The following is a 19,143-nucleotide window of genomic DNA, read 5'->3' on the forward strand; positions in this document are numbered from 1 at the left end:
GTTACACACCATTTTTTTAGGGAATTTAATTTAGGGTAATTGAGTGTAAATAATGGAATTATATTCTTACGCTTTTTATTCGAAGACATGGAGATAGGCGGATAATCGTTGTAGGGTAAATATATTGAAATTTTATTCATTAAGCTGAATGAGTGAAGAGAAGTAATTATTTATTGCTTTATTGATATGTATCAATATTTTATACGTGACAAATAAAAAGGGAGCCAAAGCTCCCTTATAACAATAGTAGAGATTACATCAAAATATTGGAGAACAACAAACCAAAACCAATACTAAACACCATGCTTAACAAGCCTGGGAGCATAAAGCTGTGGTTGAAAATATACTTACCAATACGAGTGGTACCAGTCCGGTCAAAGTCGATAGATGCGATGATAGGGCCGTAGTTTGGAATGAAGAAGTAACCGTTAACGGCAACGAAAACCGCAATAATAATGGCTGGTGGCAAACCCAAGGTTATTGCAACAGGGACTAACACGGCTGTTGTTGCGCCTTGGCTATTGACCATCACCGACAGAGCAAATAACGCGAACGCGAATGTCCATGGTGCGACTTCCACTAAGCCAGAGACCGCTTCTTTGACCATGGCACCATGGCCAGCAATGAAGGTGTCACCTAACCAAGCGATACCGAAGATCGCCACGATGGCACGCATACCTGCATGGAATACGGAACCTTGGCTGATGGCGTTGCCGTCAGGTTTGCACAGTAAAATGATCAGCGCCGCGATAGACAGCATCACGATTTCAATCGTGTGCGCCATCCCCATGGCTGAGCCGTTAAATTGTGGGCGCAAGCTAGGCAATGCACCCATCACCACCACCACAATGGCACCGAACAAAAATAGCCCGACCGATTTTTTCGCTTGTGGCGTGATTTGAATATCAGCAATCGATACTTCTTGTTCCATCTCTGCGCGGAATTCTGGGTCTTGCAAGCGACGCTGATATTCTGGGTCGTCTTTCAGCTCAACACCGATTTTATTGACGAATAAGCACGCGCAAGCCAAACCAAGAATGGTACTTGGGATGGTGATCATCAACACATCCGTTAGCGTGATGCCTTGTGGTTCTAAGAAGGCGACTAACGCCACGACGGCGGCCGCAATTGGGCTAGCTACAATCGCAAATTGTGACGCGATCACCGCCATACCTAAAGGACGTTCTGGACGAATACCACTGCGACGGCTTACTTCAGCAATAACGGGCAGTACTGAATAGGCCACGTGACCTGTACCAGCCATCATTGTAAAAAAGTAAGTTACCAAAGGGGCGATGAAAGTGATGTGGCGAGGGTTTTTATGCAAAATGTTAGTGGCAATTTTGATCAAATAATCTAAACCGCCAGCCGCTTGCATTGAGGCTGCTGCTGCAACCACGGCCATGATCATCAACATCACATCAATCGGTGGGCTGGTTGGTTGCATGCCAAATCCAAAGCTCAGTACAGCAAGGCCAATACCGCCCATCACACCAAGCCCAATACCACCAATCCTTGCACCAATTAGGATACATCCTAATACGATAAGGAACTCAATTAAGAACATCTTATACTCCTAAAGATAATGAAAAATAGGGTCATTCTACAGGTTCAGCGATATTGAACGGTATGCTTTGCGCCATGATGTAACGCAATTTTTTCTCACTTAATAACTTGTAGAAAGTAAAAAGGCTCTGAATCAGAGCCTTTTTTGATTATTCGTAGCGTTTCGCTTTGTACTGAGGGCGCATAAAGTTTTCGACGGACAAGATGTCATCGAGCTCTTCGGCGGTGAGTAAGCCTCGCTCAAGCACCACTTCACGTACGCTCTTACCCGTTTCCGCACAAATTTTACCCACGATGTCACCTTCATGGTGGCCAATATATGGGTTAAGGTAAGTCACGATACCGATAGAGTTGAATACGTAAGCTTCACACACTTCTTTATTGACAGTGATGCCGTCAACACACTTGTCACGAAGGTTTATGCAGGCGTTTGAAAGAATTTCAATTGACTCAAACATGCTTTGTGCAATCACAGGTTCCATCACGTTTAGTTGTAATTGGCCACCTTCTGCGGCAAAGGAAATAGTGTTGTCGTTACCAAGTACTTTAAAGCACACTTGGTTGACCACTTCAGGCACCACAGGGTTTACTTTTGCAGGCATGATGGAAGACCCAGCTTGCAGTTCAGGTAGGTTCAACTCGTTTAGACCCGCGCGAGGGCCAGATGAAAGAAGACGTAAGTCATTACAGATTTTAGAGAGTTTCACAGCAAGGCGTTTTAGCGCGCCGTGCGCCATAACATAAGCACCGCAGTCAGAGGTTGCTTCAATTAAATCTTCCGCTGGTACCACAGCTAAGCCAGTCACCGCAGCAAGGTGTTTCACTGCCGCCGCTTGATATCCCGGCGCCGCATTCAGGCCAGTACCGATCGCTGTTGCGCCAAGGTTGATCTCAAGCAGCAGTTTAGAGGTGTACTCTAGGTTGCGGATCTCTTCATTAATGGTGACCGCCCAAGCGCGGAACTCTTGACCTACGGTCATCGGTACGGCGTCTTGCAATTGAGTACGACCCATTTTCAAAATGCCAGAGAACTCTTGGCTTTTTAGCTCAAACGCACCTTTTAGATAGGCAATAGAATCAATCAGTTTCAGGATGCTGTTGTATACCGCAATGCGGAAACCAGTAGGGTAAGCACAGTTGGTTGATTGGCTTTTATTAACGTGGTCATTGGGGTTGATGAACTCGTATTGACCCTTTTCTTTACCCATCAATTCCAGAGCAAGGTTTGCGATCACTTCGTTGGTGTTCATATTGACAGAAGTACCGGCGCCGCCTTGGTATACGTCTGACGGAAATTGATCCATGCACTTACCTGTTTCTAGGATCAAGTCACACGCTTGGAGGATGTAATTAGCCACTTGGCTTGGAATGACGCCGAGCTCTTTGTTGGCTAGCGTGGCGGCTTTTTTGGTCATCACCATACCGCGTACAAATTCAGGCACATCAGAAATGGTTGATTTTGAAATATTAAAGTTTTCGATAGCGCGCAGCGTATGAATGCCATAATACGCGTCAGCAGGAACGTGACGTTGACCTAATAGATCTTCTTCGATACGAGTGGCCGAGTTAGCTGTAGCAGCTGTCGTTTCTGATAGGGTAGCCATAACAGGATCCTTAGAGAATTATTCTGATAATTAGTGAAATTATTAGCCATTTCTGCAGTTTAAGAATCCATTCGTCAGAATTTTAGGCTGGAAAATCCGTCCTGACTTCTGTGGCACATCATACTCAACCTAGATTTAAAAAATAGTAAGTGGATCACCTTTTAGGTCAATATTTTATGAAAATTTGATACGCACTCACATGCGTTATTTTTAGGTTTTAAAAACAGTTATCGCGTTGATAAATAGTTGTGATGCCGTCGGTTGGATTTGTCTGTGTGGTATGAGATTTGTTCAGGTTTTGTTAGCAAAATGAACGAATGAATGGATTTCAGATAGAGCCAATATTCGGTCTATTTTAAGATAGATAGTGGCTCTATCTAGTCATTTAGGCTATGAGGTGGTGCTCTTTGATTGAGCGTTGAGTGTTGTAGTCGCCTGTGGTTGACGGTAAGGTGAGAGCAATAAACAAAGGAGGGCGTGTGTTTCCAATCTTACTTCTGGCTTTTATTTTTGTGCCAATCATTGAAATTGGTCTCTTTATCCAAGTAGGCAGCTTGCTAGGTATGTGGCCAACTATCGCCTTGGTGCTGATTACGGCATTTGTTGGTGCATCATTGGTTCGTAGTCAAGGGATACAAACTTTACTTAGCGTTCAACACCGTTTGCACCAAGGTGAGCTACCTGCGCAGCAAATTATTGAGGGCGTGATGCTGGCGGTGGCGGGTGTGCTACTTTTAGTACCGGGTTTTTTGACCGATGCACTTGGTATGGTGGTGCTATTGCCTGCGCCTCGGGCTTTGCTTGCCAACTATTTGATGAATAAAGTGGTGGTGAATGGTGTATCAGGCCGTTTTCAGGCGCAGTTTGATGATAGCCGTCATAACAAAGCCCCATTTGATCGTGACTTTGAACCATCTGAAACGGGAAAAACCTTCGAAGGTGAATTTGAACGTAAAGATGATGAGCATAATAGGCTGAAATAAAAGACTTTTTATGGTGTTTCTTACTCTATTGTTTTGAGTTGTAAAAATTAAATGCCGAAATAGATTGCTTAGTGCAACGTTAGCGAATATAGTTACCTCGCTCTGTTGTTCAGGGGTTATTAATGAAACAAAAAATAAAAGTAAAAGTAAATTCTCAGAATCCCATCGTAAAAGTTGATGTCCTCAGTGTTTCCCTTACCTTATTAGTAACATTAAATAATTCAATCTATCAGTGCATTGCGCATAAGCGCGATAACTTTATGAATTTAAATAAAAGGGACACATTATGTCTAACAAAACAACTGGTTCTGTAAAATGGTTTAACGAAACTAAAGGTTTCGGCTTCCTTACTCAAGATAACGGCGGCGCTGACGTGTTCGTACACTTCAATGCAATCGCTTCTGACGGTTTCAAAACTCTAATTGAAGGCCAAAAAGTGTCTTTCAATGTAGAAAACGGTCAAAAAGGCCTACAAGCAGCTCAAGTAACTGTTCTGTAATCTAGCCTAATATCTAGAATTAATAAAAAGGTCGCCTAGGCGGCCTTTTTGCTATTTGGTGATTTATCTTCCTACCGTTTTAGAACACTAGCGCTGTTATTGCGCACCTTCAAAGCCCATTTGACGCCACGCTTCAAACGCAATAATAGCGACCGCATTAGAGAGATTTAAACTGCGAGCTTCTGCCATCATCGGAATACGAATACGTTGTGTCATCGGTAGGCTTGCGATGACTTGCGCTGGTAATCCACGAGTTTCTGGGCCAAACATCAACACATCCCCTTTTTGAAACTGCGCATCGACGTGGTGCCCCGTGGTTTTAGTGGTACAAGCAAAAATCCGGTACGTTTCGCGCTCTGCATTGAGGTAGTCCATAAAGGCATCCAAGTTGGCATGACGCGTTACGCGCGCTAAATCGTGGTAATCAAGCCCTGCACGGCGCACTTTCTTCTCTTCTAGATCAAAACCCAGCGGTTCAATAAGATGCAAATTAGCGCCGCAATTGGCACACAAGCGAATAATATTTCCGGTATTAGGGGCGATTTCAGGTTCGTAAAGTGCGATATCAAACATGGTATAGCTGCTCTTAAGGAGTGTGGGCCGGAAGTATAAGGTGACGAGCCTATTGAGTACAAGTCACCCGTTATTTGGCAATATAGGCATAAGTGGAATTTAACTATCCAATGGGAGCGTGAATTGTACTTTTAACCCACCTAATTGGCTGCGACTTGCGTGAATCGTACCGCTGTGTTGACGAATGGCACTTTCGGTGATGGCTAAACCTAACCCTGTACCACCACTGTGCCTATCACGCGCAGTGGAAACACGGTAAAAGGGGCGGAAAATATCGTCTAACTCGTTTTCGGGAACGCCTTCACCATTGTCTTCCACGCAAACCGATAGTCTGCCTTTTTCGACCGAAAAGGTAATACTGATTTCATCTTTGCCATAGTAAATGGCGTTACGCACAATGTTTTCCAATGCGCTCATCAGCAGTTTTGGTGTACCGGAAATCGTGTGCGGTGGAATCGCATTATAGGTGAGTCTTTTTTCCATCTGCTCCGCCTCAAATTGGGCATCACTCAATAGTTCCTCCCATAAACTGGATAGCGGTTGAGTTTCTCGGCTGAGATGGCTATTGGTTTGCATACGCGAAAGCGTCAGCAGTTCACCGATCATCTGCTCTAAACGCTGTGCTTCGGTGTCGATTCGCTCCAATTCTGAGCTGCTACCTTGTTTACGAGTGGCAAGTGCATTGGCCATTCTCAGTCGAGTTAAAGGGGAGCGCAGTTCGTGTGAAATATCCGACAGCAATCGCTGCTGGCCAGAAATCATTTGATTGACGGCTTCTACCATTTGGTTAAAGCTTTTTCCCGCTTGGCGAAATTCACTGGTGCCTTTTTCTAAGCTTGGGTCGACCACAAATTCGCCGCGAGCGACCCGTTTGGCGGCTTGCTCGAGGCGGCTGGCGGGTTGACTCAATGCCCATGCAAGCCATAAGAGTAGCGGTGTACTGACGAGCATCACGGCAAGCAGTAGGCCGAACGGACGGTCAAACAGTTGCAATAAGAACGGGGGGGGCTCATTCCAGCGAATACCGACAAACATGAGTAGATCTTGCTTGGCAAGGGTGATTGGCAATGGACCTGAAATCATATAACGGCCATAGAGCTTCTGTTGTGGCTTATCAATGGATTCAATGCTGGTCACGAAATTTTGGAGTGCTTTAAACTTAAAGTCGGCTTGAGTTTTGGTGGTGAGGATTGTGCCATCTGGCGTTGTGATAAAGAATTGTGGAGTGCCGTTCTTCTCGCGCATGTGCCCTTCACCACGCTTGTTGCTGCTACTTTCTAAACGAAAGAGGATGCGTGTGAGTTCATGCTCATCTTTAAACATACTCTCTATTTTTTGTTTTAAGTGTGTAAGACGTTGGTATTCATCGCTAGGTATATCACGGGTTTTACGAGGATCAAGGTGCGGCAGTGCTAATACTGCGATCAGCACCAGCAGCATCGTAAACCAAAAAATGGCAAAAATTCTGCCATAAAGGCTGTTGATTTTAGGTAGGCGCATTAATCCTCCAGAATCATGAGGTAGCCACGACCACGCAGCGTTTTAATCCGTGATTTACCATCGACACGTTCAGGTAATTTCTTGCGTAAATTCGAGACGTGCATATCAATCGCGCGGTCAAAGGCCGCCAACCGTTTTCCTAGAACATCAAGGCTGAGCGCTTCTTTAGTTAAGGTTTCGCCTGGGTTTTGCACAAAATGAGTCAGCAAGGCAAATTCCGTGGTGGTAAGGTCCAGCAATTGCCCTTGGCAATAGGCTTCCTGCTTGCTGGGGTATACTTGAATATCTTGGCACTCAATGACGTCATTATGTTTGGTGCCATTGGTGGTTTGGGTTCGGCGCAAAATCGCGCGAATGCGTGCCAGCAGCTCTCGGTCACTGAAAGGCTTCGGTAAATAGTCATCCGCGCCGAGTTCTAAACCGATGACGCGATCGATCTCCTCTCCTTTGGCGGTGAGCATTAATACCGGGGTATGCCAGTTTTCACGTAACTTTTTCAGCGTTTCCATCCCATTAAGCTTAGGCATCATTACATCGAGTAAGACAAGATCAATGCGATCATGAATGGCCGTGAGCCCGCTCTCTCCATCATTCGCTTCAGAGACATCGAAGCCTTCATAGCTCAAGACTTCTTTTAGTAAGCTGGTGAGCTCAGTATCATCATCAATCAGAAGAATATGCGCCATGTGTCGCCTCGTCGTTGGGGAAGTTATGGGTACAGTTTACTGCGAAATATGCAAGATATTCAGTGAGCAATAAGCTCTTTACGATTCTTTACGCTCACTATACGTTGCTTTACCGTATAGGTTCTATTCTACACTCAAGCGCTGTGAATACAGCTTGTTAGAATCCACTTAGTGAAGGAATAGATGATGAAAATGGCAAAAAAATTAGTACTTGCGGCGGTGATACTTCCTCTGACTCTTAGCACAGCAAGCGTCTTTGCATTTGGTGGTAAAGAGCAGCATAAAGGCCCAAATGATGAGTGTGGCGGTTTTGATCGCGGCATGATGCAGCAGCTTGATTTGACGTCTGATCAACAAGCAAAGCTGAAAGGAATGCGTGAGGCGAATCGCGAAGCGATGAAGGGTGAGCACAAAGGTCAACGCCAAGCGAAAATGAAAGCGCACCATGACAAAGTACAGGCTCTCGTGCTCGCTGAGAACTTTGATGCGGTAGCAGCAAATGAACTAGCCAAAGAGATGGTCGATCAACAGGTCGCTCACCGTGTCAAGATGCTAGAAAAACGTCATGACATGATGAGTGTGCTAACTCCGGAACAAAAAGCAAAACTGCAAACGCTACAACAAGATCGCAGGCAGAAGTGCATGGAAAATGGTCCTAAGCACATGAAAAAAAATAGCTAGTCATTGATAACCGCTAATCATTGATAATAGGCCTCGGGTGAGGCCTGTTCATTTTTGTGTCATATTCATTCTTAATTTGAGAAGGTATACTACCTGCTCATTCTCAAGCTGATTTTAGTGATATGAAACAAGAATACGCACGCCTTGTTACGCTTGCTGCCTGGACAGCAACCCTTGTAGCCTCATTGTTGCTGATAGTAAAAGTGATCGCTTGGTGGATTACCGGTTCAGTTAGCCTACTCGCATCCTTGATTGATTCCTTACTTGATATTGCCGCTTCCGTGGTCAATTTAATTGTGGTGCGTTACGCACTGCAGCCCGCAGATAAAGAGCACGCCTTTGGTCATGGTAAGGCGGAATCGCTTGCGGCTCTTGCCCAAGCGATGTTCATTTCAGGCTCGGCCTGTTTTCTTATCCTCAATGGGGTTGACCGTTTTTTCCGCCCACACGAATTAACCTCTCCTGAATATGGCGTTTATGTCAGCCTGTTTGCAATGCTGGTGACTTTTGGCTTAGTGTTGTTCCAAAAGCATGTCGTGAAAAAAACGGGCAGCCAAGCCATTGCCGCGGATTCATTGCATTACCAAACCGATCTGTTCATGAATGCGGCGATTATGATCGCGCTTATATTGAGCTGGTTTGGCTTTAAACAGGCCGATGCCATCTTTGCGATCGGCATTGGCGTTTATATTCTTTACAGCGCTTTTCGTATGGTGCAAGAGGCCATTCAGACCTTATTGGATCGTAAGTTACCTGATGAGGAATTGAAGCAAATCCGCACAGAATGTCTTTCTGTGGCTGGTGTGTTGGGTGTACATCAATTAAGAACTCGCATGTCTGGACCTGTAAGATTCATTCAATTACATCTGGAACTAGATGACAATATCCGCTTGATTGAGGCGCATCGCATTTCCGATGAGGTGGAAGATAAGCTACTCGAGGCTTTCCCGGGAGCTGATGTATTAATCCACCAAGATCCTTATTCTGTGGTGTTTGGACCAGAAAAAAAGCAAAAATCACAAGGGTGGTAGCGACAAAAACGCGCTTATTAACTATCTTTTTAAGAACAATAAATAAGCCTGATTCTGATATGAATCAACAAAGCATTAACTCAAAACTGTAATACTCTTACATAAGTAGCAAACTTACATAATTTCGTGCAAATAACAGTAGTATTCCTCTTTAGGAAAGGTAACATTATGCACAGATTAGAAAGATTTTGCTGTCGGTTTTATCGCTAACGGACAGCGTAAAAAATTAGTATTAAGTTCCCAAAAAATCGAGGGTGAGCATGATTAAGAAGATCGGTGTTTTGACTAGTGGCGGTGACGCACCTGGCATGAACGCAGCAATCCGTGGTGTTGTTCGTACGGCACTCGGTGCTGATTTGGAAGTATTTGGTATTTACGATGGCTACCTTGGTCTTTATGAAGATCGTATTAAAAAATTGGATCGTTCAAGCGTTTCTGACGTTATCAATAAAGGTGGTACTTTCCTAGGTTCTGCGCGTTTCCCTGAATTTCGTGAAGTCGCAGTACGTGAAAAAGCGATCGAAAACCTAAGAAAGCATGGTATTGATGCTTTAGTTGTCATCGGCGGTGACGGTTCTTACATGGGTGCGAAAAAGCTGACCGAAATGGGTTTTCCATGCGTTGGTTTACCAGGCACGATTGATAACGACATTGCAGGTACCGATTACACCATTGGCTACTTAACAGCATTAAATACGGTTATCGATGCGATTGACCGTTTACGTGATACTTCCTCTTCTCATCAACGTATTTCTATTGTTGAAATTATGGGTCGTCATTGCGGTGATTTGACTCTGATGTCGGCGATTGCAGGCGGTTGTGAATACATCATCACCCCTGAAACTGGCCTGAATATGGAGCAACTGATTGCAAATGTTCAAGACGGTATTAAGAAAGGTAAGAAACACGCCATTATTGCACTGACTGAGTTGATGATGGATGCTAACCAACTGTCGAAAGAAATTGAAAAAGCAACGGGACGTGAAACTCGCGCTACCGTGCTGGGTCATATTCAACGCGGTGGTCGCCCGACGGCGTTTGACCGTGTTCTTGCGTCACGCATGGGTAATTTTGCGGTACATTTACTGCTTGATGGCCACGGTGGTCGTTGTGTTGGTATTCAGAAAGAGCAGTTGGTTCACCACGATATTATCGACGCAATTGAAAATATGAAGCGTCCAGTTCGCACTGATTTGTATAAAGTAGCTGAAGAGTTATTCTAATCACTTCTTCCATCTCGGTATAAAGTGATTAAGTAAAAAAGACCGCATTGCGGTCTTTTTTGTCTCTCTATACTTTGTCGTTAAAATAAAACAGAGCAAAGCACTGGCGGATTACAAAATGATCGCGCGCACTTCTGGGTCTTTGCGTTCTAAGTAGTGAATTGATTTAATACGGCGAATGGTACGACAGCGGCCACGAATTAATAGCGTTTCTGTGGTGGCGATGTTGCCTTTGCGGGTAATACCTTCCAGCAGATCCCCTTTGGTGATACCAGTAGCTGAGAAAATGACGTTATCACTGCGGGCCATCTCTTCCATTTTCAGCACTACGCCAGCTTCGACACCCATTTCCGCGCAGCGTGCTAACTCTTTTGCACCATAAATACGGTTTTCTTCCGTATCGCCTTTGACTTCATGACGTGGTAGTAGACGGCCATGCATATCACCATCTAGAGCTCGGATGACCGCGGCTGAAACCACTCCTTCAGGTGCACCGCCGATGCAGTACATCACGTCGACTTCACTATCAGGCATGCAAGTTAGGATCGAGGCGGCGACATCGCCATCTGGCACAGCAAACACGCGAACACCCATCTCTTGCATCTGCGCTATGGTGGCATCATGGCGAGGTTTCGCTAAGGTGATCACCACTAGAGTGTCTAATGGTTTATTCAGCGCGGCGGCGATATTTTCTAAATTCTCTTTTAAAGGCTTATTGAGGTCAATGCACCCTTTAGCGCCGGGGCCAACCACCAATTTTTCCATGTACATATCAGGTGCTTTAAGGAAGCTGCCTTTTTCGCCAGCCGCCAAAACAGCCAATGCGTTTGACTGGCCCATTGCCGTCATGCGCGTACCTTCAATAGGATCCACTGCGATATCAACCGCATCGCCACCAAGGCCAACAAGCTCGCCAATGTAGAGCATTGGAGCATCGTCAATTTCGCCTTCACCGATTACAATTTCACCTTGGATGTCGGTTTTATTGAGTAGGTTGCGCATGACTTCTACCGCTGCGCCATCGGCCGCATTTTTATCGCCTCGGCCAAGCCATTTGTAACCTGCCAGTGCGGCACCTTCAGTGACTCGAGAGAATGCCATTGCTAAATCGCGTTTCATGCTAGCTCCAAAGAAAAGGGAATAGGAAATTTCGGCGGGAATTTTAGCATATCAAATAGTAAACGTTTGCTTTTTTAGTTCACAAGGGTTGCACTTGATCAAAGCTAAGCCTCAAATTGAGCAAATCCATGGCTAGATAAAGTGTTTTTCGGCCTAGGTTTGGCGCTTAAGTGAGTTGACGGTTAAGTTGAGCCGATTTTTTAGCCAAATAGCGAGAAAATTTGCATATAGTGAGTGTTTCTGAGCGCTGTGCTGAGTAGAATGAACCAATAAGTGAAATTTTGTTCACCTCAACCGAATAACTAAGGGTATGCACCATGTCTTTTGAAGTATTAGAACTACTAGAAGCAAAAATTCAAACCGCAGTTGACACCATCGCACTTCTACAAATGGAAGTGGAAGAGCTTAAAGAAGAGAAACAGCAGCTCGTGAATGAAGCGAATGAGCTAAAAGTAGCGCGTGAAGAGCTTGAGCAAAAAGCGCAACAAATGGAGCAAGAGCAGAGTGCATGGCAAGATCGTATTCGTAGCTTACTTGGTAAAATGGACGACGTGGAATAATCTGCTCGCTTAAGTGATACCACAACGCCGACATCAAGTCGGCGTTACTTTTAATCAATCATCGCGTTTTATCACGAACAACATTTACCAATAATAGAATAGCGTTATGAGTGCAGAGAAAGTTTATGCTTTCGGTCTTACGCCCAACGTATGGCACAATGCGTAGGTCATTTCAGCGCGATTGAGCGTATAGAAATGGAAGTCTTTGACGCCTTCACGGCTTAAAATGCGAACCATGTCAATTGCTTGGCTTGCACCCACGAGCTGGCGTGTGGTTGGGTCATCATCTAATCCATTAAATTGTTTCGCCATCCATCCGGGGACTTTAACGTTGTTTTGCGCGGCAAAGCGAGAAGCTTGTTTAAAGTTTGATACCGGTAGAATGCCCGGTACAATTTCAGCATCAATACCAGCAGCTACGCAGCGGTCGCGAAATCGTAAGTAGCTTTCAACATCAAAAAAGAATTGAGTAATTGCGCGGTTTGCACCTGCATCAATTTTGCGTTTTAGATTGACCAGATCGGATTGCGCGCTTTTCGCTTCAGGGTGGACTTCTGGAAATGCCGCGACAGAAATATCAAAATCATGGCGAGATTTGAGTAGAGTAACTAAGTCGGAAGCATACATTTCTGGTTTGCCGCCACCAGCGGGAATATCGCCACGCAGTGCAACTATATTCTGGATGCCGTTGTGCCAGTAGTCATCGGCAATCTGAATCAGCTCATCGCGAGAGGCATCAATGCAAGTGAGGTGCGGTGCTGCAATAAGGCCAGTTTGATCTTTAATCTCTTTAATGATCGAATGGGTGCGGTCGCGCTCGCCAGAGTTTGCTCCGTAAGTCACAGAAACAAATTTAGGTTGCAGGGTTTTTAAACGGTGAACGGAATTCCACAATGTCTCTTCCATTTGCGCTGAGCTGGGTGGAAAAAACTCAAATGAGACATTGATATTATCTGATAGCTCAGCCACGTTCTGGTTGAGTGCATCAATATGACCGGCGTGCGTGTATCCCATTTTATTTCTCCCTGTGGCGTTCTTCCGCCAATCTATCATTCCTTAAGTTGACGTTTAGACGTCTATATGTCCACAGAATGTATTGAATAGCATTTAATGTCAACACTGTAATTATGAATATTATTCATGTTGATTGTGAGTGACCTTCAAGTCATGCTCAACCTCGGTATGCATGACCTAATATCATCCTTTCGCAGTTAAATTAAGGAGCCTAGTGGCCCCTTCATCTGGAATAAGCTGGAGTGTTACAGCAAGCTTGACAGCAAGTTGAGGTCCGATTGGATAGCTCCTGCTGTCACTTCTCTACCAGCGCCCGGACCACGAATCACTAACGGGTTATCGCGATACCATTTACTCTCGATAGCAAAAATGTTGTCACAAGGTAAAAGGTTAGCCAAAGCGTGTTCACGCTCTAAAGCTTCAACCCCCACTGTTGCTTTGCCATTTTTCTCAAGCCTTGCGACATAGCGTAGCACTTTATCTTCACGTTGTGCTTTGGTTAGTCTCTCGGCTAATTTTTCACTCAGCAGTTGGCCTTTGTCTAAAAAGTCATCCAATGAGAGGTGCTTGAGCTCATCAGGAACCAGTGATTCAACTCTGACATTTTCCGGTTCGATCTGTAACCCTGCTTCACGGGCTAGGATCACCAGTTTGCGCATTACGTCTGAACCATCCAGATCGCTACGCGGATCAGGCTCGGTAAGTCCTTGTTGCCATGCTAAATCGACCAGTTCGCTAAACGGTATTGAGCCGTCGAATTGCTGAAATAACCAAGATAAAGTACCAGAGAAAATACCAGAGAGGGCGACGATTTCATCACCGCTTTCACGCAAATCACGTACCGTGTGGTTAATGGGTAAGCCTGCGCCAACCGTCGCGTTGTAGAGCCAATGGCGGCTAATTTTCGCGAACGCTTCTTTTATTTGGTGGTAATCGACGCTAGAGGAAGAGCCCGCGACTTTATTCGCTGAGATGAGGTGCACCCCATTTTCAGCAATGCTGAGATAGTGATCAGCCAGTTCTTTGCTTGCGGTTACATCGAGCACAACCGCTTCGTCATATCCTTGAATATTGCTTAATCGTTGTAGCCAAGCCATTCCTTCACTGGCAATCGCTTCATCGTCAAAATGCTTTAAAACCGATGCTGCATCAATCCCTTGCTCATCAAACCAATAGGTTTGGCTATCGACCACCGCGACCAACTCGAAGTTCATGCCATGGCGTTTTTCTAACTCTGATTTTTGTTCAGCAAAGAGTTTTAACCAACTCGAACCAATGTTGCCTTTGCCACACAGTGCCAGTGCGACCCGTTTTTGCGCCTGAAATAGTTGGTTATGCATACCCACCACTAAGGGGGTGATCGGCGTTTTACGCAGTACTGCGACTAAACTCAGCCCAGATTCGGCTTCACAGATAAACTCGATCGGTGATGAACGTAGCTGTTGATAAAAGCCGTAGCAGTGATTGGGGTTTTTCGTCACTCCCGCACCCACGGCACCGACTAATGAAAAGCCTTCTTTGAGTTTAATTTCTGCTTCAAAAGCGGCATCTTGCAGATGGGCTAGGGCTCCACCTGAAATCTCAGCAGTATAGGCAAGGCGCAGTTGGTGTTGATCGGCTTGAGTATCGAAAGCTAGCGGTTCGAGTTGAGCACGACGCAAGCTGCGTAGTACATCATTTTGTAGGCGCTGGAAGTCATGCCCGTGAGCAAAATTAAGCTCAATCAACAGCACATCATCAAGTGAAGTAATGATTTTGGCACCACGTCCCGATGCCAATACACGCTCAATACGAGTCGAGCCTGCTTCGGGTTGATAACTGCAGCGCAAGTGCAAATCCATGGTGCTTTGGGCCACGGGCTGCAAAGTTCGGCTGTGCAATACCGGGGCGGCGAGGCGCGCTAACTCGTTGGTTTCGTCCAAACGCAGTAGCGGCAGTAAACAGGCATCACTAACAATGCGCGGGTCGGCGCTATAAACACCGGCCACATCACTCCAAATCGTTACTCGGTTTACTTCCGCAAGTGCGCCGATCATCGTAGCGGAGTAATCGGAGCCATTACGCCCAAGTAGCACAGTATCACCTTGTTCACTGCGAGCCATAAAGCCTGTGATGATCACTCGGTGATGCGCGTGTTGTGCCAAAATTTCTTTCAGCAAAGGGTAGGAGCGAGCGCGATCCACTTCCGGTTGTGTGCCTGCTTGAGCGCGAAGAAATTCGCGGGCGTCTTGTGCCACAGCCGCAAGGTTATGTTGATTGAGTAACGCCGCCAATAAGCGTGATGACCACACTTCACCATGGCCAAGTACCGCCGCTTGTTGAGCTGGCGATAGGGGCGCGCAAAGCTGACCCAAAGTGCGAATTTCGTTGGTGAGTAAAGTGATGAGCGGTTGCGCTGCATCTTCATCGAGCAGCGCGTTGATTAAATCGGTTTGGTACTGACGGACCGATTGCAAGTTCTCATGAGCCACTCGGCCATCTTTATTGAGAGCGTCGAGAAATTCGATTAAACGATTGGTGGTTTTTCCTGCGGCAGAAACCACCACCAAATCATCAGCTTGAGAATACTCTTTTAAGATATTAACGACCCGTTTGTAGCATTCAGGATCGGCAAGGCTGCTACCGCCAAACTTGTGCAATTGACGTAGGGCAGTCATTAATAGGCCTCCTGCGCTTTAGCAAAGGCTTGCGCGAGATCGTCAATCAAATCTTGCGCATCTTCTAAGCCGACCGATAGGCGTAATAGCTGCTGTGAAACACCGGCTTCGGCCAACGCTTCTTCGCCCATCGCTCGGTGAGTCATCGAAGCGGGGTGGCAGATTAAGCTCTCCACGCCTCCTAATGACTCTGCCAGTGAGAATAATGTTAACTGAGAGACAAAATATTTAAGCTGTTCAAAGCTGCCCGCAAACTCAAAACTGAGCATAGAGCCAAAGCCAGATTGCTGCTTTTTCGCTATCTCATGGCCAGGATGCTCTGGCAAACTCGGGTGATAAATGACCTTTACTAAGGCTTCGCTTTGCAGATAGTCCAAAATGGCACGTGAGCTTTCCTCATGGACGCGCATTCTTGCGCCTAAGGTACGAATGCCACGCAGCGTCATATAGCTATCAAAAGGGGTTCCCGTTGAGCCAAGGCAGTTGCCCCACCATGCTAGCTCTTCAGCGTGCTGCTCTGTTTTGGTGATAACAACTCCGCCAATCACATCGGAGTGGCCGTTGATGAATTTGGTGGTGGAGTGGATGACAAAATCTGCGCCCAACTCTAATGGTTTTTGGAACACTGGCGTTAAGAAGGTGTTGTCAACCGCCACTAATGCACCGACGGCGTGTGCTTGTTGGCAAATATCAGCAATATCTACCACGCGAACTAATGGGTTGGATGGGGTTTCAATGAGTACCAATTTGGGTTTTTTCGCCAAAGCGGCCTGCAAAGCGTTTGGATCGGATTGATCAATAAAGAGTGTCTTAAAATCGCCTTTTTTGGCACGCGTATTAAACAGGCGATATGTGCCACCGTAACAGTCATGCGGGGCCACAATCAGATCGTCAGGACTTAAAAAGGCGGAAACCCATAGATTCAGCGCCGAAGTGCCACAGTTAGTCACCACCGCGCCTTGACCCGATTCGAGTTCAAACAACGCTTTTTCGAGCAGACCTCGATTTGGGTTGCCAGAGCGTGTGTAATCGTATTTAGGCACTTCACCAAACGCAGGAAAGCTATAATTTGTCGAAAGATAAATTGGAGGCACAACAGCATGATATTGAGAGTCGGATTCAATACCGGTTCTAACGGCGATGGTGGCTGGCTTGCGAGTGGTCATGACGGTTTCCTTACTTAATTAAACTCAATAAACTGACTTTTATTGAGGGGTTCCTGCTTTATCTGGGGACAACGAAATGGCAATGTCCATTGTCTCGAGTATTAGCTATATCCGATAGTGCGTGAGATTGCTATCCCCTTTCTAACTTGAAGTTGCTGCGATGTTGGCTAGGTTCACCTACTTCAATCACATAGTCTGGCTGCCTTGACTTGCCGCTCTGCTGAAATTTCAAGTATTTCGGGTATCTCTTTGTCGATAATGGCACACTTTACTGAACTCAAAAGAAGACGTCAATATATCTAGACGTCTATATGTCTTTGCTTGTGGCGGTAAATCCCGCTAAAATCCAACTTTCAAATTTTTAACGACCAATTACGATAACGAAGGTGCGCAATGGCAGACTGGAATGGGGAATACATTAGCCCATATGCTGAACATGGGAAGAAGAGTGAGCAAGTCAAAAAAATCACCGTTTCAATCCCATTGAAAGTGTTGAAAGTATTAACTGATGAGCGCACTCGCCGTCAAATCAATAACTTACGCCACGCAACGAACAGTGAACTGCTGTGTGAAGCCTTCTTGCATGCTTATACCGGTCAACCTTTACCGACCGACGAAGATTTGAGAAAAGATCGTCCAGACGATATTCCGACGGAAGCAAAAGCATTAATGACCGCCATGGGCATTGAATTTGAAGCGTATGATGATGAAGAAGTGTAGCGCGTAATTGCGGTACAACGAGATAAAATCGAGAGGATACTGGGTAAGTTGCCATTGTGACTTTGGCTCTGTGTCTCAGAATATAAAAAAACCGCTGAAAGTCAGCGGTTTTTTTTCGAGCGAGGCATTTAGCCGCTCAAGCTTGTGATTATTCTTGCATGTAATTGACAGGCATCTCGATTCGAGCGACGCCAGAGTCAACCGCTGCTTGAGCAACCGCTTTAGCAACACGAGGCAGTAGGCGTGGGTCCATCGGTTTTGGAATGATGTATTCAGGGCCGAAACTTAACGCTTTTACGCCTGCAGCTTTCAACACTTCAGCCGGCACTTCTTCTTTAGCCAGTTCACGTATCGCCTCAACTGCGGCTAGCTTCATTTGGTCATTAATTTCACTAGCACGGACATCCAAAGCGCCACGGAAAATAAATGGGAAGCACAACACATTGTTGACTTGGTTTGGATAATCGCTACGACCTGTGCCGAGAATTAAATCATCACGTACCGCGCGTGCGAGTTCCGGTTTAATTTCTGGATCCGGGTTTGAGCAAGCAAATACGATCGGTTTATCGGCCATTAATTTTAGCGCTTCGGCAGGCAGCAGGTTGGGGCCTGACACACCTAGGAATAAGTCAGCGCCTTCAATCACATCTTCCAGTGTGCGTTTGTCGGTGTTATTAGCAAACAACTGCTTATATTCATTGATGTCATCGCGACGAGTATGAATCACACCTTTGCGATCAAGCATGTAGATTTTTTCACGCATTGCGCCGCACTTAATCAATAGTTCCATGCAAGCGGTGGCTGCTGCGCCAGCGCCAAGACAGACGATAGTGCATTCGTTGAGTTTCTTGCCTTGCAGTTCAATCGCATTGAGCATGCCAGCTGCGGTAACAATCGCAGTGCCGTGTTGATCGTCATGGAAAACAGGCACATTACAGCGTTCGATCAAACGGCGTTCAATCTCAAAGCAATCTGGTGCTTTGATATCTTCTAAGTTGATGCCGCCAAAGGTGTCGGCGATGTTGGCAACCGTATCGACAAATTCATCGATTGTGCGGTGTTTTACTTCAATATCAATTGAATCAAGTCCAGCAAAGCGTTTAAACAGTAGCGCTTTTCCTTCCATGACGGGCTTGGAAGCCATCGGACCTAAGTTACCTAAACCAAGAATAGCCGTGCCGTTTGAGATCACAGCGACGGTGTTGCCTTTCGCAGTGTATTTATAAACGTTGTCGATGTTCTGTGCGATTTCACGAACCGGTTCAGCAACGCCCGGGCTGTAAGCTAAAGCAAGGTCTTCAGCCGAGTCGGCAGGCTTAGTTAGTGAAATGGCAATTTTACCCGCGGTTGGGTAAGCATGGTAATCGAGTGCGCGTTGGCGAAATTGTTCTTCTGCCGTTAATTCTTGGTGAGTGTCATCAGACATAGGTATAAGTGCTCGTGTTGGATTGGAAAAGGTCCATAATTCTAATGGATGTCGCTCAAACTTCCTAGGCGGGAACCTGACGTGCTTCATCAAAAAATGGAGAAAATGTCGCAGATAAGACCAGTGCGTACTGAC

Annotated in this window: 17 protein-coding genes; 7 read left to right on the forward strand and 10 right to left on the reverse strand. The window is 45.8% G+C overall.

Going from position 1 to position 19,143, the window contains the following annotated elements; genetic code table 11:
- Positions 1-253 precede the first annotated feature (253 nt).
- Entirely contained in the window at positions 254-1,567 is a 1,314-nt protein-coding gene (locus NB504_RS10610) for an anaerobic C4-dicarboxylate transporter family protein (RefSeq protein WP_017042196.1), read from the reverse strand.
- 148 nt (positions 1,568-1,715) lie between these two features.
- Positions 1,716-3,170, reverse strand: a complete 1,455-nt coding sequence (gene aspA / locus NB504_RS10615) for an aspartate ammonia-lyase (RefSeq protein WP_017042195.1) — start codon at positions 3,168-3,170, stop codon at positions 1,716-1,718.
- A gap of 479 nt (positions 3,171-3,649) precedes the next feature.
- Between aspA and NB504_RS10620 the strand changes: the two genes are divergently transcribed.
- Together NB504_RS10620 and NB504_RS10625 are read left to right on the forward strand one after the other, a co-directional pair.
- Positions 3,650-4,153, forward strand: a complete 504-nt coding sequence (locus NB504_RS10620) for an FxsA family protein (RefSeq protein WP_038149154.1) — start codon at positions 3,650-3,652, stop codon at positions 4,151-4,153.
- A 286-nt stretch (positions 4,154-4,439) separates the two neighbouring features.
- On the forward strand, positions 4,440-4,652 hold the full coding sequence (locus tag NB504_RS10625) for a cold-shock protein (RefSeq protein WP_013855834.1): 213 nt from the start codon (positions 4,440-4,442) through the stop codon (positions 4,650-4,652).
- Positions 4,653-4,748: 96 nt separating this feature from the next.
- Here the strand turns inward: NB504_RS10625 and NB504_RS10630 are convergent, their stop codons facing one another.
- From NB504_RS10630 to NB504_RS10640, 3 genes are all read right to left on the reverse strand, one after another.
- Positions 4,749-5,225, reverse strand: coding sequence for a tRNA (cytidine(34)-2'-O)-methyltransferase (locus NB504_RS10630; protein WP_094125367.1), 477 nt, complete (start codon positions 5,223-5,225; stop codon positions 4,749-4,751).
- A gap of 99 nt (positions 5,226-5,324) precedes the next feature.
- Positions 5,325-6,725 carry an envelope stress sensor histidine kinase CpxA gene (cpxA, locus tag NB504_RS10635; protein WP_258428863.1) on the reverse strand — a complete coding sequence of 467 codons (1,401 nt, stop codon included), beginning with the start codon at positions 6,723-6,725 and terminating at the stop codon, positions 5,325-5,327.
- Entirely contained in the window at positions 6,725-7,411 is a 687-nt protein-coding gene (locus tag NB504_RS10640; RefSeq protein WP_258428864.1) for a response regulator, read from the reverse strand. Before NB504_RS10640 ends, cpxA begins: the two co-directional genes overlap by 1 nt.
- 183 nt (positions 7,412-7,594) lie before the next feature.
- On the opposite strand from NB504_RS10640, the gene NB504_RS10645 reads away from it, so the two are divergent.
- From NB504_RS10645 to pfkA, 3 genes are all read left to right on the forward strand, one after another.
- The gene (locus NB504_RS10645) at positions 7,595-8,092 is read left to right on the forward strand and encodes a CpxP family protein (RefSeq protein WP_258428865.1); all 498 of its coding nucleotides are present in this window, start codon (positions 7,595-7,597) and stop codon (positions 8,090-8,092) included.
- Between the two features lie 122 nt (positions 8,093-8,214).
- Positions 8,215-9,123 carry a CDF family cation-efflux transporter FieF gene (fieF, locus tag NB504_RS10650; RefSeq protein WP_194565837.1) on the forward strand — a complete coding sequence of 303 codons (909 nt, stop codon included), beginning with the start codon at positions 8,215-8,217 and terminating at the stop codon, positions 9,121-9,123.
- Between the two features lie 260 nt (positions 9,124-9,383).
- A complete protein-coding gene (gene pfkA, locus NB504_RS10655) occupies positions 9,384-10,346 on the forward strand; it encodes a 6-phosphofructokinase (RefSeq protein ID WP_029388378.1) in 963 nt (320 codons plus the stop codon).
- Between the two features lie 111 nt (positions 10,347-10,457).
- Here pfkA and glpX read toward each other — a convergent pair whose 3' ends face one another.
- A complete protein-coding gene (gene glpX, locus NB504_RS10660) occupies positions 10,458-11,465 on the reverse strand; it encodes a class II fructose-bisphosphatase (RefSeq protein ID WP_013855841.1) in 1,008 nt (335 codons plus the stop codon).
- 317 nt (positions 11,466-11,782) lie between these two features.
- Between glpX and zapB the strand changes: the two genes are divergently transcribed.
- Complete coding sequence (gene zapB / locus NB504_RS10665) at positions 11,783-12,025, forward strand: cell division protein ZapB (protein WP_013855843.1); 243 nt, start codon at positions 11,783-11,785, stop codon at positions 12,023-12,025.
- A 123-nt stretch (positions 12,026-12,148) separates the two neighbouring features.
- Here zapB and metF read toward each other — a convergent pair whose 3' ends face one another.
- From metF to NB504_RS10680, 3 genes are all read right to left on the reverse strand, one after another.
- Positions 12,149-13,039 (reverse strand): methylenetetrahydrofolate reductase, encoded by an 891-nt coding sequence (metF, locus tag NB504_RS10670; protein WP_017043191.1) that lies wholly within the window; start codon positions 13,037-13,039, stop codon positions 12,149-12,151.
- Positions 13,040-13,284: 245 nt separating this feature from the next.
- Positions 13,285-15,696: a bifunctional aspartate kinase/homoserine dehydrogenase II gene (locus NB504_RS10675; protein ID WP_258428868.1), complete on the reverse strand. Its 2,412-nt coding sequence runs from the start codon at positions 15,694-15,696 to the stop codon at positions 13,285-13,287.
- Positions 15,696-16,862 (reverse strand): O-succinylhomoserine (thiol)-lyase, encoded by a 1,167-nt coding sequence (locus NB504_RS10680; RefSeq protein WP_013855846.1) that lies wholly within the window; start codon positions 16,860-16,862, stop codon positions 15,696-15,698. The genes NB504_RS10675 and NB504_RS10680 overlap by 1 nt, the downstream gene beginning before the upstream one ends.
- Before the next feature lie 393 nt (positions 16,863-17,255).
- Between NB504_RS10680 and metJ the strand changes: the two genes are divergently transcribed.
- The gene (metJ, locus tag NB504_RS10685) at positions 17,256-17,582 is read left to right on the forward strand and encodes a met regulon transcriptional regulator MetJ (protein ID WP_010318342.1); all 327 of its coding nucleotides are present in this window, start codon (positions 17,256-17,258) and stop codon (positions 17,580-17,582) included.
- Positions 17,583-17,730: 148 nt separating this feature from the next.
- Here the strand turns inward: metJ and NB504_RS10690 are convergent, their stop codons facing one another.
- Complete coding sequence (locus tag NB504_RS10690; protein WP_026027888.1) at positions 17,731-19,008, reverse strand: malic enzyme-like NAD(P)-binding protein; 1,278 nt, start codon at positions 19,006-19,008, stop codon at positions 17,731-17,733.
- Between the last annotated feature and the right edge of the window lie 135 nt (positions 19,009-19,143).

It is taken from the genome of Vibrio sp. RM-69-4, from assembly GCF_024743775.1.
GTDB classification, from domain to species: Bacteria; Pseudomonadota; Gammaproteobacteria; order Enterobacterales; family Vibrionaceae; genus Vibrio; species Vibrio anguillarum.